Origin of the sequence: Bdellovibrio reynosensis (assembly GCF_022814725.1) — a bacterium.
Taxonomy (GTDB): Bacteria; Bdellovibrionota; Bdellovibrionia; order Bdellovibrionales; family Bdellovibrionaceae; genus Bdellovibrio; species Bdellovibrio reynosensis.
Genome location: NZ_CP093442.1, coordinates 3264967 through 3288066 on the forward strand (window position 1 = coordinate 3264967; position 23100 = coordinate 3288066).

General features: G+C 43.1%; 18 protein-coding genes. 14 read left to right on the plus strand and 4 right to left on the minus strand.

What is annotated here, in order from left to right:
* Positions 1-62: 62 nt before the first annotated feature.
* Positions 63-620 carry a hypothetical protein gene (locus tag MNR06_RS15280; protein ID WP_243537313.1) on the minus strand — a complete coding sequence of 186 codons (558 nt, stop codon included), beginning with the start codon at positions 618-620 and terminating at the stop codon, positions 63-65.
* A 207-nt stretch (positions 621-827) separates the two neighbouring features.
* On the opposite strand from MNR06_RS15280, the gene MNR06_RS15285 reads away from it, so the two are divergent.
* From MNR06_RS15285 to MNR06_RS15300, 4 genes are read left to right on the plus strand one after another with little or no spacing between them, the layout of a single operon-like run.
* Complete coding sequence (locus MNR06_RS15285; protein ID WP_243537314.1) at positions 828-1346, plus strand: hypothetical protein; 519 nt, start codon at positions 828-830, stop codon at positions 1344-1346.
* Between the two features lie 7 nt (positions 1347-1353).
* Positions 1354-2100, plus strand: coding sequence for a hypothetical protein (locus MNR06_RS15290; protein ID WP_243537315.1), 747 nt, complete (start codon positions 1354-1356; stop codon positions 2098-2100).
* 13 nt (positions 2101-2113) lie between these two features.
* A complete protein-coding gene (locus tag MNR06_RS15295) occupies positions 2114-2797 on the plus strand; it encodes an ABC transporter ATP-binding protein (protein WP_243537317.1) in 684 nt (227 codons plus the stop codon).
* Between the two features lies 1 nt (position 2798).
* Positions 2799-4004, plus strand: coding sequence for an ABC transporter permease (locus tag MNR06_RS15300; protein WP_243537318.1), 1206 nt, complete (start codon positions 2799-2801; stop codon positions 4002-4004).
* A gap of 17 nt (positions 4005-4021) precedes the next feature.
* On the opposite strand, the gene MNR06_RS15305 is transcribed toward MNR06_RS15300, so the two are convergent.
* Positions 4022-5740, minus strand: coding sequence for an NHL repeat-containing protein (locus tag MNR06_RS15305; RefSeq protein ID WP_243537319.1), 1719 nt, complete (start codon positions 5738-5740; stop codon positions 4022-4024).
* Between the two features lie 236 nt (positions 5741-5976).
* Here MNR06_RS15305 and MNR06_RS15310 point away from each other — a divergent pair, with 236 nt between their 5' ends.
* The 10 genes from MNR06_RS15310 (at position 5977) to MNR06_RS15355 (ending at position 19597) form a co-directional block, all read left to right on the plus strand.
* Positions 5977-6975: a diacylglycerol/lipid kinase family protein gene (locus MNR06_RS15310; protein ID WP_243537320.1), complete on the plus strand. Its 999-nt coding sequence runs from the start codon at positions 5977-5979 to the stop codon at positions 6973-6975.
* 30 nt (positions 6976-7005) lie between these two features.
* Positions 7006-8025 (plus strand): SDR family oxidoreductase, encoded by a 1020-nt coding sequence (locus MNR06_RS15315; protein ID WP_243537321.1) that lies wholly within the window; start codon positions 7006-7008, stop codon positions 8023-8025.
* The gene (locus MNR06_RS15320) at positions 8000-10129 is read left to right on the plus strand and encodes a dehydrogenase (protein WP_243537322.1); all 2130 of its coding nucleotides are present in this window, start codon (positions 8000-8002) and stop codon (positions 10127-10129) included. Before MNR06_RS15315 ends, MNR06_RS15320 begins: the two co-directional genes overlap by 26 nt.
* A 47-nt stretch (positions 10130-10176) precedes the next feature.
* A complete protein-coding gene (locus tag MNR06_RS15325; RefSeq protein WP_243537323.1) occupies positions 10177-10872 on the plus strand; it encodes an outer membrane lipoprotein-sorting protein in 696 nt (231 codons plus the stop codon).
* Positions 10869-11936, plus strand: a complete 1068-nt coding sequence (locus MNR06_RS15330; protein ID WP_243537324.1) for an alginate export family protein — start codon at positions 10869-10871, stop codon at positions 11934-11936. The genes MNR06_RS15325 and MNR06_RS15330 overlap by 4 nt, the downstream gene beginning before the upstream one ends.
* Positions 11937-11945: 9 nt before the next feature.
* The gene (locus tag MNR06_RS15335; protein ID WP_243537325.1) at positions 11946-13043 is read left to right on the plus strand and encodes a DUF3419 family protein; all 1098 of its coding nucleotides are present in this window, start codon (positions 11946-11948) and stop codon (positions 13041-13043) included.
* Positions 13044-13179: 136 nt separating this feature from the next.
* Complete coding sequence (locus MNR06_RS15340) at positions 13180-13743, plus strand: hypothetical protein (protein WP_243537327.1); 564 nt, start codon at positions 13180-13182, stop codon at positions 13741-13743.
* On the plus strand, positions 13740-16883 hold the full coding sequence (locus MNR06_RS15345; protein WP_243537328.1) for a tail fiber domain-containing protein: 3144 nt from the start codon (positions 13740-13742) through the stop codon (positions 16881-16883). Before MNR06_RS15340 ends, MNR06_RS15345 begins: the two co-directional genes overlap by 4 nt.
* A 129-nt stretch (positions 16884-17012) precedes the next feature.
* Positions 17013-18191 (plus strand): hypothetical protein, encoded by a 1179-nt coding sequence (locus MNR06_RS15350; protein WP_243537329.1) that lies wholly within the window; start codon positions 17013-17015, stop codon positions 18189-18191.
* 191 nt (positions 18192-18382) lie between these two features.
* Positions 18383-19597, plus strand: coding sequence for a hypothetical protein (locus tag MNR06_RS15355; RefSeq protein WP_243537331.1), 1215 nt, complete (start codon positions 18383-18385; stop codon positions 19595-19597).
* Between the two features lie 55 nt (positions 19598-19652).
* On the opposite strand, the gene MNR06_RS15360 is transcribed toward MNR06_RS15355, so the two are convergent.
* Both MNR06_RS15360 and MNR06_RS15365 read right to left on the minus strand, forming a co-directional pair.
* Positions 19653-22340, minus strand: coding sequence for a phosphoenolpyruvate synthase (locus MNR06_RS15360; RefSeq protein WP_243537333.1), 2688 nt, complete (start codon positions 22338-22340; stop codon positions 19653-19655).
* A 3-nt stretch (positions 22341-22343) separates the two neighbouring features.
* Positions 22344-23054: a UbiA prenyltransferase family protein gene (locus tag MNR06_RS15365; RefSeq protein ID WP_243537335.1), complete on the minus strand. Its 711-nt coding sequence runs from the start codon at positions 23052-23054 to the stop codon at positions 22344-22346.
* Positions 23055-23100: the final 46 nt, after the last annotated feature.

Sequence of the window (23100 nt, forward strand, 5' to 3'; positions counted from 1 at the left end):
GGCCCTTGAGTTTAATGCGGCATATTATGTGTCGTTAAGACTAGAGAGGCCGCCCTCTCTTTTTAATTACTGCAAATACCTAATGGGCCGTTGTTAATCGGACGGCACGTCGCCCCGACGCCGCACGAATTAGCTTGGTTTAAAAAGCAGCTCTGAGTGAGGGTTCTCGAGCACGAATTTCCGGATCCACCAACATTTGAGTATTGAGGCCAATTTGTTGGATACTGAGGAGCCGTGTATCCACCAACATATCCACCACCGACAAACGAGCCGATGCTGAAGTTAAAATAGAAAAATGCATTCGCGAAAGGTTCTAACCAATATTGTTCAACGCAACCTAAACCGAATGTGCTGTTATACACAGGCATTGTTCCCGTAGGGCAGTTACAAAAACCACTCTGCGCGAACACAGTCGAATAGTCATATCCATATACGAAGCCTGGATAAGGTCTCCAGCCATATTGGTGATACTGATTGTATTGGGTGGTGTCGCAGTTGGCTTGGCCATTAATACAATTCAATCCCAACGGAGCCGTAGCAACTTTTCCGCCGCCGCCTCCGCCATCGTCTGCACAGGCAACCAGGCACAGAGCAAAAATGAAATAAACCAAGTGTTTCATAAGGGTCTCCACTTTAAAAAATTCATCAACATGGACAGATGTTCCAAGTTTCGTGCCCCAGGGGAGGGGGGAGGTTGGCTCCTATATTTGAGCTGAGAAGAAAAAACTCCAAAAAGGGTGCCGAATTTAGTCACCTTGCGCCGCAAAATTGTTCCAATTCAAGACCTTCTTATTTACCCTTAAAGGATCAATCGAAGGGAGTCGATTATGAAATACATGGGATGTGTTGTGTCCGTAGCTCTGCTATGGAATTCATTTTCATTTGCTGCCGTTCCCGCAGAATCGAAAAAAGCCACTGTTTCAAAAGTTCTTTCTGGCCAGGGTATTTCCTTTGGGGGGCTTGCCGGCACAGGGTTTACTCTTTTAGATTTGCGCCGGACTTCTGATACAAAGAAAAAAGTCGAACGCGTTGTGATTGATGTGGGTGATATGAACGGCGCCCCTTTGCGTGGTTGGCCGGGATATTATTTTGCGGAACTAAAAAAGAATCCCTCACGATTAGTGATCGACTTTGCGCAGATGCCAAATGCCCATATTGATCAAGGCAAAATCAAAAACATCATGAAAAATTCCCTCGCCGTAAAAACTTCGACGATGTCATTAGATCCGGTGGATAGTTCTTTAAATCTGACCTTGGACTTAAAACAAAATACGAAGGTGCGCGTTTATCAAGTGGCCGGTAAAAAACAGACCAGCAAAGTCGTGGTCGATTTTTGGGTGGAGTAAATAAATCATGAAAAGCAGTTTATTTCTTTTATTGATATTTTTAAGTCCATTAGCTCAGGCGCGGGTTTTTAATATTAATAAAGAAAATTTTGCAGCTTACTTTTTAGGAACCACGGGGGCCTCAAACATCGGGACTAGCGCTGTGGATGATGAATCATCACAGACAGTCACCTTTGATGATGAAACCAATTATAATTTTACTGGCGAGTTTGGTCTTGTGTATTCTCGTCCATGGTTAAGCTTGCGTTTTGGTTTTGAAATCCTTCGTCCATGGGTTTTAGAAACTAAAGCCAATAACGGAACCGATGATCTTTATACGGCAAAAGTGGACTTGCTTGGTTATATTCCTAAGGTGACTGCCGAAATCAATCTGCAAGGGACCAACACCTATCGCTCTTTTCTTTCAGTATCGGCAGGAACAGCCAATTTGACCATGAAGAACGACTATACTTTAACAGCAGCGGGAAGTGCTGCCTATGCCGGCGTCACCGATCATTCTGTGGAAGCAAAAGGAACTGCGCCTTTATTAGCCGCCTCGTTAGGATATGAAGGCTTTATGACTGATACAACGACCATTTTAGTTGAGTTCGGGTATCGCCAATTGAATTTCGATAATATGAAATACAGCAAAGATGTAGCCACGTTTTCAGGCGCAAAAACCAGCGGCAGTGAAGTCTTAAAGGTCGACGGCGAAAAAAGAGAATTTGATTTTACTGGCGGGTTTATTTCTATCGGCTTCCGTTTTTACATGTAAGGAGTCACCACTGATGAGCACCTTGTTATACCGACTCAAGGCCCTTGAGTATTCTTATCTTTGGAATAAGCAGCAGGTTCCCGTTTTAAAAGGCATTGATCTGGAATTAGAAAAAGGATGTTTTTCTTGTATCGTGGGTCCTAGTGGTACGGGGAAGACAACTTTATTAAATCTTCTTGGATTGATCGATACGCCATCTAGCGGTCATATCGAATTTTCTGGTGAAGATGTGACCCACTTAAAAGAATCCGATAAAGAAGAAGTGCGATTGCACAAGGTAGGATTCATCTTTCAAAGCTTCTATTTGATTCCGACCTTAACAGTCCTTGAAAATACGGCCTATTTTTTACCTTCACTTGGATACAATACGAATGAAGCCCACAAAACAGCATTAGAAACCTTAGCGCTGTTGGGACTGGCTGATCATGCAAAGAAAAAACCCTTAGAGCTTTCTGGTGGACAACGCCAACGGGTCGCTATTGCGCGAGCGATTGCGAAAAAGCCAGCCGTGGTTCTAGCTGACGAACCCACCGCGAACCTAGATTCAAAAACAGCAGAAATGACAATCAATGCATTTAAAGAATTACAGAAAACTGAAAACACCAGTTTTATTTTTTCGACTCACGATTCCCACCTGGTCAGTTTTGCTAAGTCTGTCTATCACATGAAAGACGGGCACATTGTAGGAAGCAATTAAGATGGAATTATTAAAAATTGCCTGGAGAAATTTATTTCGAAACCCGCGCCGCACTTGGGCCAGTCTTTGTACTGTCGCTTTAGGATCTGCGGGACTGTTGATTTACCAAGGATTTAATACCGGAGTTATGAATCAGTACCGTGAAAATGTGATTCACGGTTATTACGGGTTTGGTCAAGTTTTCCCACCCAACTATTTTGGTAAAGTTCATGAACAACCTTGGAAGTTGTGGTTTGAAGATGGCGAAAAGGTGGAACAAGAAATTCGTTCTTCTGCCGCCGTCACCCAAGTTTTTCCCCGCGTGTCTTTTTATTCATTCATTGTTAAAGGTGGTATCACCTTAGGTGGAAAAGGGGAGGGGGTCATTCCTGAAAGGGAAAATACTTTTTTCACCGAAATGAATTTTATTTCCGGTCATGATCTGCAAGGCCAGGATCAGATTATCTTGGGTAAAGGTTTGGCAGAAAGTGTGGATGCCAAAGTCGGCGATACAGTGACACTTTTGACTCAGACAGTGAATGGGCAACTTAATGGGGCTGATTTAACGGTCGCGGGGATCTTTTATACTGGTAAAAAAATCATCGATGATTCTTTTTATCGCGTAGATCTTAAACAAGCCCAAGCTCTTTTAGATACCAATCGAATCGAGATGTTTGCCTTAGCAACAAAGGGTGTTGAAGCATGGCCTCAGGTAGAAAAAGACATTCGTAAGGCCAATGCGACTTTAGAGGCTGTGCCGTTTGAAATCCTAGATAAGAACTATTACCAAAACTCGGTGGATTTCTTAAATGCTCAGTTTGCTTTTATTAGATCCATCATCTTAGTCATTGTCGCCATGGGTATCTTTAATGTGATTTCTGTGGGCTTGCTTGAACGTGCCGGTGAAATGGGTGCGCTTAGAGCGAACGGTGAAAAACGCAGTCGCCTGTTTAAGATTTTATTAATCGAAAATAGTTTGTTAGGTGTGCTGGGTGGTTTTTTGGGAATCTGTCTAGCGATCTTAGTAGATAAAACATTATTGGTGAAAGGTGTCCCTATGCCACCGGCTCCAGGGATCACCCGTCAGTTCTTTGTGTTTTTAGAAATTCTGCCAGGCCATTACATTCAAGCATTATTATTGCCGATGATAGCAACAGTTCTAGCAAGCTTGTGGCCGATGATTAAGCTACTTAAAAAATCCATCCCAGAACTTTTGCGATCTACCTAAAGTTCTTTAGTCGCGGGTCACCACATCATCGGTGACCCGTTTTCTCTATACTTCTTCACGACATGATTAGCGCCGTCAGCAACAAAGATATTGTCCTCTGGATCAATATAGATTCCTAAGGGCTGATTTAGTTTATCTAAACCTTCCCCTTTGCTGCCAAAACTTGTCAGGAAGGTGCCGTCTTTATCATAGACCATGACTTTGTGATTAGTGGCATCGGGAACAAAGATTTTTCCAGTTCTTGAAGTCGCAACACCTAGGGCCGTAGAAAGTTGGTTCTTACCGAAAGTGCTTATAAGTTGTCCTGAAGAACTGAATTTTTTTCCGACGGTCACGCCATTTTCTAAATCCATCACAATCACACTGCCATCTTTTGCCACTGTAATTCCCGCAGGAGAGGTAAAGTTATTGCCAGAGCTAAACTCGGTCGCACTTTTGCCGACCGTGTTTACTTTGACAACGCCACCATCAGCGTCGGCGATGAAAAGGGAATCGTCGCGATCAATAGACATCGCATAAGGACTTGATAAGTTCTTAACGCGCAAAGGATCTAAGGGTGTTCCGTTCAAATCAAAGCGCAGAACTACGTTTGATTCACTTAAATCGATAGCATAAAGATTTTTACGCGAATCAATTGCCAGTCCCATAATCGGAGTGTTCGAAGGCCCAAAAGTTTTCACGTAAGTACCGGCACTATCAAACATATGAATGCCGTTGTTAGATCCCACATAGAATTGTCCTAATGGACCACGCACTACACATTTCGGTGAATTCATTCGTTTCACGTATTTGGTGATGTAACTTCCATCATCCACTTTATATACGATTAAAGAATCCTGTACCCCCAGAAATAGTCGGCCTTTATTTAACGTTAAAGACATTAAATTTCCCAAGTAAGGGGAGCGATGTTCGCTGCCGTCGCGACTCCAGCTTAATGTTCCGGTGTGACTAAAACTTGTGACTCGGCCCTTCGAGCCCATTCGTTCTGCCACGATAAATCCATTGTCGGTTAAGACCATGTCACTGACAGCAGAACCTTTTATTTGGCGAGGCCAATCAAATTTATTAACGAAATTTCCTTTGGAATCAAATTTTTGCAGACTTTCCGTTTTCATGTCGACGACATAAATATTACCGTCGCGATCGACCGTATAGGAAGCAGGCCCTGAAATGACTTCTTTCCCACCCACTGACGAAACGGGATTTCCCGTCAGATCAAACTTGCGAATTTTACTATTGGCGGCTTCATACAAATAAATAAACCCATCACCACCAACCATCGGATTCATGGGCATAGCCCAATTAGGTCCTGCAAAGCTGACAAGCTCGCCTAAAAAAGTTCCATTGAAATCGTATTTGCGCAGGAACTGTTTTGTTGGTGGGTCACTTTCTTGTCCCGTTACATAAATGGCGCCACCATTATCGGCCCACAAACCAGAAATACTGTGAACTTTTTCTGGAATGAAAGAGCGTACGCGTATTCCCTTGGCATTGACGATGTGGATTTCATTTCCATTTGCAGCGAAAATAAAGCGGTCAAAGGACGTAGAGCGCAAGAAGGTTTTGTATTGAGCCGTGAATCCCGGGTCACCTAAAGGAAATGGGCCGGTATTTTCTTCGCCGGGCTTTTGGTTACCAGGATTTAAAAGGTTTCCGTTGTTAGAGCTGCTACCCCAGCAACCGGTCAGCGCGAATAAAAGAAACAGAGAAAGAAGATAAGTAAGGGCTCGATCCATGAACACCATCCTTGTCGTTTTGTCATAATGGTATTACGAGATCTCAGAACTTGGGCACATGGGTTTTAGCAAATACGATAGGTGACACCAGAGTATTTGTTCAGTTTTTAGTCAATGGTGCCAAAGTGACGTTTTACGCACCTTTTCACTCGCTCAAATGCAATCTAAATGTATTTCACACAAGTTCTGTCTCGGTATAAGACTTGCTCTCTAAATTTTTTAGGAGAATCCAAAACATGAGAGTGTCAGTCCTTATTAACTCTAAAGCTGGATCTGTGAATGCAGATCTAGTTGAAGCCAAGGTGCGCGAAGCTTTGTTTCGCTGCGATTTGCGCTTCTGTCGGCCAGAGACATTAGAGGCGATGTGTGACTTTTTGCATGAAGAGCGCTCTCAGAAGACTGATTACATTATTATTTGTGGCGGTGATGGCACCATCAATGTGGCTTTACAATGTTTGATGAAGTGTCGTGATCATTTAACAATTCCACCGATAGCGATTGTTCGTTCAGGAACTGCGAATGATCTTGCCCACGAAATCGGTGTTTCTACACGTATTGATTATGCAGTTCGAAATATCTTTGAAGGCACAATCAAAAATATTGATGTTGTTGAAATCAGTTCCGGTGATCAAAAAAGATTTATGTTAACTAACGGTGGCCTAGGCATGCCGGCCATGGCAGCAGAGTTAGCAAATAAGTTCCGCGCGAATTTGCAAAAGCTTGCAAACAATCCCAAGTCCGCCGCCGCTTATAAATTCCTTGCACAAAAAAGCTATCACGCCGTGAAGCGCATGGGTCCAGGTGTATATTCAATGATGACAGCAGAAGCGATTCGCACGTGGAATCCTGAAGGCTGGGGACTTGAAGTTGAAATTCCAGGTAAAGTGAACGTTGAAACAAATTCGCCCATAGTGTTGATCAATAACCAGCAAAGTATCGGAGGAAGTTTCACACCTGCTCCATACACTTCGAACACCGATGGAACAGTGAACCTGCTTCTTTCTGAGACAAGAAATATTCCTGAGCACACATTGGCCGCTTACCATATTCGTAAGGGAAGTGTTGATAAGTACTCAGCCTTTAAAACATTTGAACTTAAAGAGTTCAGACTAAAGAGCCAGAATCCCCGCCGCGCTTTGACTTTTTTTGGGGATGGCGAGATCCTTCTAAAAGACGTTCAGGAACTATCAGTCCGCTGTATTCACAGAGGGCTGCCTGTGATGGTCAGACAATAAGAAACCACTGGTAATTTTTGGAGGTCCTTTGTGACCAAACCGCGCATCCTCGTCACAGGGGGCACCGGATTTCTTGGCAAACGAGTTATCCCATTACTTCGTGAAAAATTCGAAGTGGACGTGTTGTCTCGTTCTGGCAAGACGGAAGTCCAGGGCGATCTGACTCATTGGAATGCGGGTTTAGATTTTAATTCCCTTAGAGATAAGAACTACCAAATGTTTATCCATATGGCAGGTCTGTATGATTTGACCGCCTCTTACGTGGATTGTTTTCAGCACAACATCGCTAGTATGGGAACGGCCTTAAAAGTAGCCGATGCTTTGGGAATTCCCTTTTTCTTAAATACCAGCACTGTCGCCGCCGGGGTGAATTCTAGTCTAACTTCTGTAAAACCCAACGATCGAAATTTTTCTAAGCCTTTTCCAGATCCTTATTCAGAGTCCAAAGCCTTAGGTGAACAGCTTTTAAATAATTGGGCAGCAAAATCCATTCAAGGCAGAATTAATTTACGTCTTGGTGTCTTAGTTGGTGATACAAAGCAAGGTACTATTGAAAGGGTCGATGGACCTTATCATGCGCCAGAAGCCTTTAAAAAGATCCGCAGACTGATTGAAAGTATTCCGACGGCTTTGATTTTGCCTGGCAAAGAAGACACGCGTTTGCCAATAGTGCCCGTGGATAAAGCCGCTGAAGCCATTGTGAAATTTGCTGAATGGTCTTTAATCACAAAACCCCAAGGTTACCACAGCTATCACATCACGCCGACCTATGGGTTAGGAGTGAAGGACTTCTATATTTCAGCCCTGAAGTATCAGGCTATTCCCCATAATGGGATTGTCTTAGTCGATCAGATTCATGAAGCGTTGATTTTAAAAGCTTCAAATTTGGTTGCTAAATTTCCTGAAGAAGAACTGTATTACCTGATGAACTTTCCAGTGTATGAAACCAATGACACTAGAAAAGTTTTAGGCGAAAACTGGTGCCCTGAATTTAAAGAATATGAATCCACTTTCTGGAGCGGCTATGAAGCATTCGTATCGCATCGCTGAGATCAGCTTTGGCCGACCGCACTGGGACGTGGCCTATGAGTTTGAATTCGAGGGCAATCACTTTGAAGTGCAACGCTTTGGTGCGAATTTTTCAGTGGATGCTGTTCGTCGCTATATTGAAACTTTAAGAAACCAAGTGGATGCGTTTGCTTTAACTAGTTTGCCGCCAGTGATTAAACTAGATCAGAAAAGTTATGTGCATCGCCAGTACTTAGAAATCATGGGCATTCCTTGTCCAGTTCCATTGTGTGATGGAACCGGGCTTCGCGAAATTGCCAATATCAATTCATTAATTAAAAATATCGATTCAGGAATCATTCAGCCGGAACGGGGAACTTTCTTTCCTTCAGCTGTATTTTCAACAGAACTAGAAGAATACATCCGCGAACGCTATCGTAAATCCGTTTATATCGGCGATGCTTATTCACTTTTGGGTGTGCCATGGTTGATTCAACCTTTTCCGGGATTGATGACCCTTTCGAAGTTGGTGCTGAATGTCGCTAACTTTAAAGATCTACGTAATAACACGCCCCTGGCTGAAACGAAGCTGCAAAAGATCAGTCGTTCCTCGCTAGCGGCGCAAGTTGAAAACATCCAGTATGTTTTCTGCGATTTGCCGTTTTTACTTTTGTTTGATTCCGCCGTGGACTTTGTGCGCGGTAAGGACTTGGTGATTTGGTCTTCCCATCCGTTGATGGAAGAAGAAGCTAAGAAATACAATCCGCGCAGCGTGATCAATCTTTTCCCAGAAAATTATCGCATTCATCCTTACATGAATTATTCTGTTTTGGATGCGACTTTAAGATTATCGCGCGAAAGAACCGCACCCTTATCCATTGAAGAATGGGAACAGCTTATCACTGATGATGTTGAGCTTCGTCAGATCACGCGTAAATATGTGATGACTCGTAACGTGTCTACGCAAGCAAAAATTTCGAAGGGTATTAACAGTGTTAAGAACAAAGTCTTTAAAGAAGATAAGCCTGACTTTGCCTTTGTTATTCACGCCCTTTCCCATAATGACTTTTTAAGACTGCCTGGTTTTTCTGTTCTTAAGCACATGCCTAAAGAATGGAACGATCCCTTTGATCGTCTAGCTGCAAAGGTTCCGCCATTTGCCCATGGGCGGATCAAACACATCATCAGTCAGCAGACGGGGGAAGAGATTAATGGTTTGATTTATGCCATTCCTGCGACCCCAAAGGTTTTAAAAGAAGCAGATCCCGAAGTCATATATCGCAAAATTGAAGGCATTTGTTATGATGCCGCCAATCGCGGTGCAAAAATGATTGGTCTTGGTGCCTACACTAAGATTGTTGGTGACCAAGGTATTACAATTAATCAAAACAGTCCTATTCCAGTCACTACTGGAAATAGTTTAAGTGCTTCGGCGACTTTATGGGCACTTAATGACGTTGTTAAAAAAATGCGTTTATTAAATCATGATCCTAATACCGGTTTAGTGAACGGGATGGCCATGGTGATTGGTGCGACAGGTTCCATCGGCCAGGTTTCAGCTAAATTATTATCATTAGCTTTCAATAAACTTTGCATCGTGGCACCACGAATGAATCGTTTGTTAGAACTAAAACAAACCATTGAGGCGATGTCGCCAAACTGTCAGGTGATGGTAGCAACCGATGCTAATGAACTGGCTGAACAAGCTGACGTATTAGTCACTGCGACGTCTGCCTTTGATCATAAGATCGTAGATGTGATGCGATTAAAACCAGGTGCTGTGGTCTGTGATTGTTCTCGTCCCTTGGATTTTGACATTGAAGACGCTAAGAAAAGACCGGATGTTTTAATAATTGAATCTGGTGAAGTGAATCTGCCGGGCCCTGTGGAAATTGATTTTGATCTGGGTCTTCCTGGCAATACGGTCTATGCTTGTTTGGCAGAGACAGCTCTTTTAACTTTAGAAAGACAATATGAAGCCTTCACCATGGGGCGTGATATTGAGTGGAACAAGGTTAAACAGATTTATAAAATGGCCCAGCGCCACGGTGTTCAGTTGGCGGCAATTCAAGGTCATACAGGAATTATTACTGATAAAGAAATTGAGCTCACACGACAATTGGCATTATCTAAACGTAGAACGTAATATGAAGCTGGTAAAGCCGGCGCATAGATCAGAACAGAGAGGCTGTCATGAAGACACTTTTGGCGATTTCATTTTTGACTTTTTCACTGACTGCAAAAGCTGAAGACCCAGCAGAGTGGGTTAAAAAAGCAGATAATATTCGTAATCCCGCAGCGACTTATGAAATGAAAATCAAAGTTGAAACACCTGAAAACACGTCGGTATTTCAAGTTCATTTAAAAGGCCAAGATAAAACGTTGATTGTAACGCAAGAACCTGCTCGCGATAAGGGCCGCAACATGTTGATGCTTGATCGCGACTTCCATGCTTACGTGCCGAACTTAAAGCGCTCCATGCGATTATCCTTAGCGCAAAAGCTTTCAGGTCAAGTGGCAAACGGGGATATCTCTAGAACCCGCTGGTACGGTGATTACACTGTGACTAAAGAAAGTGAAACTGCAGACGAAGTTCAGCTTTTGTTAAAAGGGAATAAAGACAATCTTACTTATGCTTGGATTCGTTTATGGCTAAAAAAAGGCAGCTTTCAACCACAACGTGCTGAATATTTAGGATTGAATGGTAAAACAGTTTTAAAGCGCGCTTTCTTTGAAGACTATAAAAACGTTGCTGGCGCCCTTCGCCCAACGACTTTAAAAATTGAAGACACCAACAAACAAGTCAGCCATATTCGTATTCTGTCGATGGGAAAAAGGGATTATTCCGATTCGTTTTTCACAGTACGTAATATGGAAAGCATGAAGTGAGATTTGGTCTTTTCCTGATTTTTGTTTTATCCAGTGTCATAGCTCGGGCTGACCTAACAGGCGCTGCCCGCTATGAATACATCCGCGGTTCTGAAGAAGAGCTAGCGCATCGCTTATTAGTTAAATCAAAACTGAATTCGAACCTGGGGCCTTTTGGAATTTTTATTGAAGGTTTCGGCGAAGTCGAAGGTAATGAAGATCAAGCCTTTATTCGCCGCTCGCCAACTAAAGGCTATCTGCAAGAAGCTTATTTAGAATTTAAGTTAGAATCTTTTTACGTACGGGTCGGAAGACAAGCTTTACGTTGGAGTGAATCTTGGACATTGCCATCGCTTGATGTGTGGACGGGAAGACGCTTTAATCGTTTGTTCTTTGATCCGCTTGCAGATCAATTGACCCATCCCACCGGAGCGACCTTCACTTATGCTGCTGATACCTTTTCATTAGAACTTGCGGGAATTGGTGAAGTCGCTGAAACGACATATCCTATTCCACTTCCTCAAGTTGAAAACGAAAAGAACACTAGCTTTGGGGCAAGAGCAAAATGGACCCTGGGCGGCTTTGGCTTTTCTGCCATGAGTGCTCAAGTTCTTCAGAAAAATACGTTTGGAGCGACCGCAAATTATGCCTTTGAAACAGCCGTTCCTAAGATTGAACTAGGGCGCACGGTCAACTCTAGCATCTTAAGTCCCTTTGTTAAATACAGCGATTACCAAACCGTGGGTTGCGATATCTTTTTAGGAAATTGGATTTTGTTACCTCAGATCAGTATGTTTAAAGCAGACTCATCCAGTGAAATCTTTGAAGAACAGACGTCTTATTATTTGTCAGCGCAATGGAACCCTAACCGTCATGACATTCAGGTACAGGTTTTTACCAATACCACAACGGAAGATTCCTTTGGCAGCATAAGTTATGGTTATAATTGGACTGACTACTTTACTATCTTAGGCTTTGTGCAAAATTATTCCGGGCAAAGTGGACTTTATAAGATTTATGAAGAAATCACCGGCGGACCTGTGTTTGGTTTACGCATGGAACTTTCAGGCAACTTGGCATTTTAAGGGGACATCATGGCTAAAGAGTATTTTTCGGACTTGAACTACACGTTAGCAAACGAAGATACGCGTATTGAATTTGAGCTTCTGCAGAACAATGCTGATCGCGTTTTCAGTATTGCAGGCTCCGGTGCTCGCTGCTTGCCTTTGATAGCAAAAAATCCAAAATATCTCGATGTCATTGATATGTCGGTTAGCCAACTTTATTTGTGTGAACTTCGCTTGCAGTCCATGAAGACGCTGACCTATGAAGAATACTTATTCCTTTTAGGATATCGCGGAGCTTTACCAGAGGGCGATGATACGGGTGATGACCGTGTAGCTTTGTTCGGAAAGTTGAAACTTTCTGAAGAAGCCACCAAATATTGGACAGAAAGAATTGATGGGTGGAAATCCCATGGATTTATTTTATTAGGTCGTTGGGAATCCCACTTTCAAAAACTCGGATCCTTATTCAGAGACGTTTTAAAGTGTGATTTCACGCCGATCTTTGCCGCCCAGTCGTTGGAAGAACAAGTGGCTCTTCATAAAAAACATTGGCCCACGCTGCGTTGGAATAGTTTTATCCGTATTGCTGCAAGTGAATATGTATTTAATAAGTTTTTATATAAGGGCCATTTCAGCGGTAAGGCCGATCATAAAACAGAGCAACGTGGTCCTTCGCAATTTATCATGGAAGAGTTTGATAGAATCTTCCGCACCCAACTAGTTCGCAAAAACTATTTCATGCAGATTTTGTTTTTAGGTCGAATTGCTTTTGAAGAAGGCTTGCCACTGGAAGCGCAACGCCACATTTTTGAAGCTGTGAAGAATTCAAAAACTGAAGTGCGCTATTTACATGGTAATTTGTTAGAACACCTTCCATTGCACGCCTACGATTTTATTTCTTTGTCAGACACTATTTCTTATTTGCCGGCGGACGATGCCAATCAGATCTTACAAAGATTGAATGCGGGAACTAAGCCAGGAAGCTATATGGTGATTCGCTCTTTCATGCGTGCCCCTACGGCTGTTGATACCAAGGGCTGGGCTGATGCTAAAGGTAAAAATGAGTGGGCTCAGCATAAGGACGGAACGGGTGTTTATCAGTTTCATATTTATACAAAATCCTAAGGCAGCTATTGTTTTCTGAGTCTAGGTCGATCAAATAGTTTGGCGTCATTAATTGTAATGAGCCACCATCGACCTAGGGTTCCTCGTCTCGTTTTGAGTCTTAAGACTGTCCATTTTTTCGCCGATAAATACTTCGATGAGCAAAAGGGACGTTCGTAATTTCAATATCTTAGGTATTTTTTTGTTTATGGTTGGTTGTTCAGATGCGGCACCGACCGTTGCCTTATTGCGATCATTAGAAGGTTTTGATTTTAACGAAACTAGCATCGTGACCAGCAATCTTTCCGCAGTTCCGCTTTCGGCAAAGTGTTCTTCTTACGTTGGCAAGATTGAAATGAGTTTTGATGACGGTGTGACGTGGATTAATCCCGGTGCCCATGACGTTTCGGCGAAATCAGAATGCGCTAATGGTTCTTTCACTATGAATATCTCAAATTCGTCTAGCCCTTTAAATGCAATGACCATTGGAAATGGGCAGCTTATTAAAATCAAATTCCGAGCAATGCCTAAAGTGGGATCTTGGATCTATAGATCTGTTTCGTTGAAGTATTCTGCATCGACAGTGATTCGCCAGGAATTACTGGCGGGTTCGCAAATTCAAAGTGGTACTAACATGATTTTGCGCGGTCGTGCCCGCGCCCAAAGCCAATTTACCGCTAGTGGCGGTGGTTTTGCGATAACAGGAAGGATCAAGCAATGAAGCTGATTTTTACTTTATTCGCATTTTTATTTTCGCTTCCAGCCTCTGCGGCCATTGGTTCACTCTTTACCTATGAAGGTGTGCTGACTGATTCTTCAGGAACACCGATTGCTTCAACGCAAACAGTGACTTTTCAAATTCTTTATTCACCAACTTGCGTGGTTTATTCAGAAACTCAATCTGTAACCCCGGGAACAGATGGGGAGTTCAGCGTTATCGTAGGAACAGGTTCGCGCACGGACACGACAGCCAACGCGATTGACAGAATTTTTGCGACCAGTGGTAGCGTCGCCTGTCAGGATGGGACCACTGTCAATCCAGCGGGTCAGGCGATTCGTTCTTTGCACATCAAAGTTGGATCTACGGATTTATCTCCTGATGTGACGTTGGGTAACGTTCCATTAGCCCTAAATGCTTATCGTCTTGAAGACAAAGCGGCTTCAGATTTTGTTTTGAAAAGTTCAGTCACCACTTGCGCAGTCGGTCAGTATCTCAGTTTTGATGGCGTAAGTTTTTCTTGTCAAAACGACTCTGGCGGCGCCGGAATGGTTTCTGATGTGAATGTGACAACGCCACTTACTAAAGGTGGTACAGCTTCTATTCCTGTTATTGGGATTTCAGTAGGTACGACTGCTGGCACTGTGGCTGCGGGTAATGATGCTCGTTTCACTGACGCAAGAACTCCAACCGGTAATGCGGGTGGGGATTTATCGGGAACTTTCCCGAATCCTACGGTTTCAAAGCTTCAAGGTGTGAGTGTTTCTGCAGTGGCACCGAATTCAGGTCAATTTTTAAAATATGACGGAGCATCCTGGATACCATCAGCTATTGCAATGACGGATGTTACAAATCTTAATTCAACTCTAGCTACCTATCATACAAATGCTGCTTTTAATACGGCTGTGGGAAGTGCGAACTGTGCAGCCCACCAAACACCATACTGGAATAGTGTTTCTAGTTCCTTTCAATGTCAGGCGATCAACGTTTCTGTAGCAGGTGACATAAGTGGAACTATTGGTGCCGTGAGTGTTAATAAAATCAAAGGTGTTGCTGTTGACACTACTGGGTTGATTGCGGGCCAAGTTTTAAAATATGACGGTACGAAATGGGCTGCTGCGAATGATGATAACAGTGGCGGCGGCGGTGGCGGCGGCACTGTTACTAACGTTGCAACGGGCACTGGTTTAAGTGGTGGCCCGATTACATCCAGCGGAACAATTTCATTAGATAACACGGCTGTTACAGCTGGTTCTTACACTCGTGCTTCAATCACCGTGGATGCTCAAGGTCGTTTGACTGCGGCAAATAATGGTCCAGCTATTTCTTTAACCGCCGATGTGACAGGCACCCTACCTTTAGCTAATGGTGGAACTGGGCAATCAACTGCATTAGCTGCCTTTAATGGATTATCACCTTTAACCACCAAAGGTGATTTGGTTGTTAATGATGGAACGAACGACATTCGTCTGCCCGTAGGAACTAATGGTCAGGTTCTTACTGCAAACTCTGCGCAAGCATCGGGTCTGCAATGGGCGTCATTGCCAAGTGGGACGGTGACGAACGTGAGTGGTACACTTCCGATTATAGTTGCAACGGGATCGTCGACTCCGTCCATTTCAATAAATGATGCAACAACATCTTCTAAAGGTGCTGTGCAAGTGGGTGCTGGTATCTCTGTGGTTTCCGGTACTATTGCTGCTGATCCTGCTAACTTTCCGTCTGCAGTTCCAGTAAGCAAAGGTGGTACGGGTGTTACTACTTTTTCACCAAACAGACTTCTAACTACGAATGGCTCAGGCAGTGCCGTGAGCTTCATGAACTGCGGAATGGGTCAGCTCATTTCATTTGATGCCAGTGGAATCCCAGTTTGTGCCAATGCGCCAAATTCGTTCAATAATGGTGGTAATAACTTTGGGGCTACAGCTGTATTTGGTACCAACGATAACTTCGATATTAATATTAAAACCAACAGCACCAACCGTATGACGGTGTCTTCTAGCGGTGATGTGCATATCACAGGCGGAGCTTTATCAGTGGGTTCAATGAATCCATTAGCCCGAGTCGATATTTCGACTGATAACAATAGTTCTTCTGTTTATAATCGTGTGTATTCATCGGGCAGCTCATTACATCATCCAAGCTTTGTAGGCGTACGTGGACGCGGTACACAGGCTTCGCCAGTAGTCGCATCTTCGGGCGATAAGTTGGCTGGCTTTTATGGTGCAGACCAGACATCCGCGGGAACCGCGATTTTTTCCGGAATGTCTGTTGTGGCGTCAGAAAATCATTCCGGGTCTGCTTTAGGAACTCGTTTGGAATTTAGTACGATTCAAAATACTACTACCACGGCCAATTTGGGAATGACGATCGATCACAATAGTCGTGTGTATGTTGGTACCTCAAGCGGCATTAGCAAATTGACGGTATTTGATACTAACGGTGCAGCGATCGAGGCCACTTCTGCATCTGCTGCATCGACAGCTATTAAACTAACCAACAATTCCGGGACACCTAAGTCATGGAGTATATTAACTGGTGGATCGTCTGCAGCCGGATTCAATGGTGCAGCTGGATCGTTCACAATTACCGATTTTAATACAATTCCGATAAGTATCAACAGCGGTGGTTATGTAGGAATCCATACCACATCGCCGAGTAATGCACATAAGTTAACTGTAGGCGGAACGGCTGTAGCTACTAGCTGGGATATAAATTCAGATCGACGTTTTAAGAAGAACATTCAGACTTTGCCGAATGCTTTAACGAATATCTTAAAACTACGTGGTGTATCTTACGATTGGCGCACAGATGAATTTCCCGACCGAAATTTTAGTTTGCGAAAAGATATTGGTTTGATCGCACAGGAAGTTGAAACTGTTTTTCCAGAAGTGGTCACTACCGATAGCCAAGGTTTTAAGAGCGTGTCGTATAATAAATTAGTATCACCTCTTATTCAGTCAACCCGAGAGCTTTACGGTGTGTGCCTAGCTTCCCAAGAACAGATCAAACTTCTTGAGCGTAAAGTAGCCTCTTTAGAAGAATCTAAATCAGCACAGAATGATCGCATTAAAAAATTAGAAAACGAAAATGCTGATTTAAAAAAGGATCTCATTCTAATAAAGAAAAAATTAGGACTGTAAAAGAATCTCAGTTCGGTCCTAATTTTTTCTTTTCGCATCTCATAACAATTCGAATTCATAGCTTCCCTTTTAAAATCTCCCACATTTGTTAAACTTATATCTAGAGCAAAAAACTAATGAGGGACGTGTATGGGTAAATCACTAATTATTCTAGCTGTGGCTTTTTCGCTGACGGCGCAGGCTAAAAACAACAGCACGGATGTTCGCTATAAGCGTGGGTTGTTAAAAGGTATTTCTTGCAGCTTTAAAGGTATAAAAACTGAAACTCCTGCGAATGTAGGAACTTTCGATTTCGCCGATCCTGACGAATCAGTTTGTGTGCCGTTTTTTAGCGCCCCATCCTCCCAACCAGAAAATGGTTTGTTAGGTAAGCTTTTTTTAAAAACACCGGCAATGCCAGCTAAAAGCACCGCTCTTGATTACTACAATCATGGTCAACGTTTAGATCAGAATCTTTATTTCTTTGACGTGAACGTGCCTACACGACCTTTCACTGATGGTTTTGTTACCCAAAGTGGTCAGCAATTAGTGGATGCTCAAGGCAATAAGCTCGTAGAAAATTTTGGAATTGAATACACGTCTGTACTTCAGTTAGGCGCCGATGATAAAGAGGGGATGTACGAACTAGCTTCTATATCTGATGACGGTGCCCGCGTATTCATAAAAGAAGGTGATAAGTGGAACGAGATCATTAATAATGATGGCAACCATCCAACCAGATTGGCCTGCGGTTTTAGATCCATCGAATTAACAAAACAAAGCAAAATACCTTTAAAGATCTTGTATTTCCAAGGGCCACGTTATCATGTTGCCAATGTTTTAATCTGGAAACATAAGCCCAATGCAAAAGCGAAAGACTGGAAAGACCAAGCCGGAAAAGCATTTTGCGGCATGACTTCAAACAGTTTCTTTGGCAGCGAGGTTCACAAAAAAAGAATCTCGGTTATGGACATCTTAGAAAAAATGGGATGGAAAGCTATTTCTACTGCAAATTTCAAGATGCCAGAACAGAAACAGAATCCTTGTACGGTAGAAGATCTGGTCATATCTGATTATCAGATGACGAATCTTAATATTCCTAATGCCACCTTGACTTGGAAAACAAATCTTCCCGCGACCAGTCAAATTAGAATTGTGAACCTATACACTGGCGAGGAAGCATTCCTTACCGAAGATAAAACCCTTGTGAACGAGCACACTGCAGATATTAGTGGTTTACAGTCTGGGGTGTACTATCTTGTTCAAGCTATCAGCAAGGATGCCCATGGTCGATCGATTCGCAGCGGGTTTATTGAAATATATCCATAACCAGCAAGCCTAACAATGCAGTAATAAACGGGGTGTAATAGCCCCGTTTTTCATTCGCGAATGTCAAAGAAGTAGACAGAACTCGTCGCCCGCTGAAGTCTTTTCATTACGAATTCGTGGATTAGAACCACAGCCTTCAGATCCCTATAAAGTCGTGTTAAATACTTCCCCATTCTTTTAGTGGGGTACCTATGAATTTAAGAGTTCTTTTAGGGGTCTTGTTTTTATCTGCCTTTACGTGGTCGTTAAATGGTGAAGCTTACTTTATCGCTTCAGAGCCAGCGCAAATTCGTGCCGGAGTGCCTACAGATGTTTTCGTTGCTGGATTTGGTAGTGACCAAGGAACACAATTCCTGCATTCTGCAATTATCGGAGCAAAAGTTTCCCGTGATCGCTTCCCGGGGCGTCAAAGAGTTATTATCAGTGCAGTCAGCGAAGACTTCCACATGGAAAAAGCGGCCTTAGCCAAAGCAGGTTTTGGCTTTCGTAAAGCCGACGACGATGATTTAACAGCGGAACGCTTGGTTCTTGCGATTCAGTATTTATCTTCTCCAGTTTCTTCTTTGCATTTCTTTGGTCACGCCAACACTTATAATGGTTTCCGTCTTCAATCTAAAATGAAGCGTTTAAAGCATGATGATCCAGAGTTCGCGCAATTGGGTGCCTTCTTGGCTCCTACTGCTTTCGTTGTTTTTAACTCTTGCAACTCGGGTTGGTTTTTAGCAATCACTGGCGCCAAACTTTGGAATCGTCCCGTGTTTGGCAGCTTAGGTTCTTCTGATTTCCAAGAACCTATGACTGACGGAAAATGGTATTTCCACGACGTTGGATATTACCCAGAAAATTTAACTAGAATCGGTACGACCACTTTATTCACTCGCAGTTCAGAAGAGTGCACGACTAAGAAGTGCCTGCGTTTAAAGCCAGCTAACATTCCTTACCGCGATGATTTCGGTCAATTTGACAAAGGACTGGGTTTTTATAAAGTGTTCTCTACACAAGAAGCCCTTATCCCACAGGCTTTAATCCACTACACATTGTTGTTACCTTCAATAAAACAACTGTCTCTTCAATCTTCTCGTGCGGAATTTACTGAAGCTGTGGTTGATTGGATGTGCCCAAGTGATAAGAACAGTGTGAAACATAATGCTTGTAAGCAGGCGATTGAAACGAAGTCGTTCCTATCTAACAGAACCATGTCGTTCTTTAATGGTACTGCGGTGGCTTGCGGTAATACCAGCTGCCAAACGGTGATTAAGTGTAAAGCTTTAAAGAAAATCTTTGGCGCGACACCTTGTAAGACAGAGGATCTTTCAAGCGCTGTTTCAACAAGCTTTAGTGATCAATTAAGATATTTCTTTATTGGTTTAGATCAGCTTGAAGCGGGTCAATTAAGAATTAGATAGTTTGAGCTAACGATTGAAAACAAAAAAACCGGAGCTTTGACTCCGGTTTTTTATTTTATTCTTCTGAAAGAATCTTGATGGTTCCAGCTTTAGCATCGATTCGTACTCTCATTCCGGTTTTAATTTTCTTCGTTAAACCAGGAATGCTGACGATAGCTGGGATTCCCATTTCCCGGGCCACGATGGCTGAATGGGAAAGCAGACTTCCGCGCTCTACTAAAAGCCCCGAAATCGCAGGATAAAGAGGTACCCATCCTGGATCGGTTCTCGCTGTCACCAGAATTTCGCCGTTGAGTTCTAAGTTATCTGTAGGATTTAAGATCACCTTCACGGTGCCTTCTAAAATTCCTGGGCAGCATGGCAGACCCTTTAGATCCCAATCGCCAGTTTCGCTAGAAATCTGCGACAGATCTTCTTCTTTAATAAACGTATTATTCCAGTAGACGGCTCCACGGGTCATAATGCGTGGGTCGGTGTCTTCTTGGAAGCGTTCATAATCTTTTTTGCGGATATCAATAAAGGCCTTTAAGTTCGGCGACGGTAAAGTTCCATCATAGATCCCAAAGACTTCTTCGATTGTCAGCCAGAATACGTCCCGCGGGTTTTCGATGGCACCGACAGAGGCTAAATCTTCACCAACGGTTTGGAAGATCGTGCGCGCGATACCATAAATGCGAGTTCGTGCGAAACGAGTGTTCTCGCGGTTTTTAACCGCTTTTCTAGCATGCTTAAGCACCCAGAAATAAACCTTCTTTTTAAAGCCGGTCAAGTGTGCCGCTACTTTTTCTTCAGCCCCATTGCGCAGTGACTTTTCATGGGTGTCATCGTGGATTTCAGTTTGTCCTGATTTTAAGTAGTTTTTAAGGCAAACGAACAGATAGCTTGGATCTGTTAATAGATCAATTTCTTCTAACTTCATCTCGCTCATGCAACGGAAGCCGAAGCGATCTAAATAATCTAAAACAGACTTATAAAATTCTTGGTACGGGGACTGGCTGATGGCTTCTAAACCATCTTTCGGGTCCACGGACTCAATTAATTGGCGAAGGCCTTCATTTTTAGAGGCTTTATTTGCAAGTCGCAAGAGGGCTTTAGTTGGTTCAGCACTTTCTAAACCACCTTCACCAGCTAAAAGGTCATTTTGAATTGTTGAATCTAGTTCTTTTAGCCACGTCAAAGTCAGTTTTCGCAATAATCCAAAATGCACCATGCATAGGAAGTCATTGATGATCGGCGCCTTCCAGCGACCCATCATATTTCTTTCCATATCAAGATAAACGCGAACTAACTGGTCGCCGCGCATGCGTTTTAAATCCATGGTGCGGAAGCGGTCATAGTCACGGTGGAAGGTTTGCAAGAAATCATCAACCACACTTTGAATAGTGAAGTGATACTTTATGAAGTTAAATCCAGTCACGATTTTGCGGATACGACCCATGGGCGTATCCCACGAAGGATGGGGTTTAATGCGATTAGCAATTTCATCGCTGAGCGCTTCAGATACACCCATCATGGTTTCCATGAACTCACGATTTTGTTTAAAGCCCGGAAGAACCCCAACAAGCTTGTACCAGTTAAATAGGTTATAATAAACGCGACCGTTTACCGATCCCAGCATGTTGCCAAGGTAAGAATCCATGTCCTTAATGATCTCGTTTGGAACACCTAGGACTTCACAAAACTGCACGTAGACGGCTTTATAATTGCGAAGGGCAAAACTAAAGCTGAGTGGTGAAGTCAAGCCGCCATAGGATTCAATGATGTTCGAATTGTCCCATAAGTTCGGATAGCCAATAAGATCCTGATCTAAACTTGTCACAGGACGCGTTTGTAAAACATAAAGTTTGCCATTTTCAATGGCCCACTCGATATCCTGTGGACGGTGATATTGCTTGTGAATCAGTTGGCCCAGCTGATGAAGCTGATTTAATTCTTGCTCACTCAGTGAAGCCGTATTTACTAAAGGTTCTGCTACAACTTTAAGTTCACAGTGCCCTGATGATGACTTCTTCATCATTTCTTTTTTCTCTACGACTTCCTGACGAAGCAACTTTCCGTGATTTGCGTCTAACCAGAAAGAATCGGCATCAAGGGCGCCTGAAACCAGTCCTTCACCCACGCCATACACCGCAGAAGCGACATAGGTGTCGGTTTTCTTCGCCACCGGATCACAGGTAAAAAGAACTCCGGATTTATCTGGGTCTATCATTCGTTGAAGAACGACAGAAACTGAAATCTTTTTTAGGTCGATCTTGTTTTCAAGGCGATAAACTAAACCACGCTCTGAAAAAGCGGAAGCCCAACAGCCCTTGATATATTTTAAGATATCATCCTTACCGTTCACGTAAAGGAAGCTAGAAAGTTGACCCGCAAAGGAATGGGCTAAGCTATCCTCATCCGCCGCTGACGAGCGTACGGAAAAAACTTTGTCTTCACCTAAAGTTTTTAATGCTTCGATCAAAGATTTTTCAACGGAAGTGGGTATGGCTGTCTTATCAAATAAAGCTACGATTTCTTGTTCAGCTTGCGCTGCCGTTAAAGATCCCTGCTGCAATTTATCTAACGAAATTTCAAGTGCTGATTTTACGCCAGGGGATTGCAAGAATTCATGAAAGTAGCGTTTCCCAAACACCACCCATTCAGGTACAGGAAGTCCTGCTTGCGACATTAGGAAAAGGTTGAAACCTTTTCCTCCGGCTTCATTCTTAGCAAAAAACAGGGTGGACTTGGGTGTTACTAACATAGCTTAAGCTCCCACGACGTAAATAAGAATGAGGTAATGCAAAAGTAAATAAACGCCGGAAATATTTCTAAAAAGATTCGCGGTTTTGTTTGTTTTCTTAAGCAGGTATCCCAGGCTTATTAAGATATAAATTCCAGCGGCCACCGCAAAAAGCGGAAGCGAAAAATACCAGGCAATTATTCCTACACCCAGTATCACTTGACTGATCGAAAGGGCCCAAGCCCCATGGCAGCCAAAAATATTTGAATAGCTTGGAACGTGGGGTCTTTCCTCGGTCGGTGCGAAAGTTTTTCGCGCAAATTCAAAGAGGTTAAAAAAGGCCCAGTTCATTAGAAAGAAAAATAAAATAGCGGGCGATAAGAGTGTAATATCAACGCCACTCATAGCCACGGCACTTGAAAGACCTAAAAGCACGCTGACGAAGGTGTGAGTAACTGCATAAGTGGTGAGGTGAGGACGAAGAATTTCGCCAATAAAAAACTCTTCATACATTAACAGACTATAACCAATAGCCATTGCATGAATCAAAAAAGCATTTCGCCCAAAGCAAGCCGCTAAAACAAGTTCGAAGATGATTAATCCAATCAGTGCTTTTTTTACTTGGATAACGCTTAAGATACCGCGAGCCAGGGGACGAGTGGGATTGACCTTCAAATCCACTTCATAGTCTTTGATCTCATCAAACAAGCGCATGCGGAAAAAGAAAGAAAGCATTAACAGGAAGACTCCAGCAAAACGCAACCAATCCCACGTGCCACTA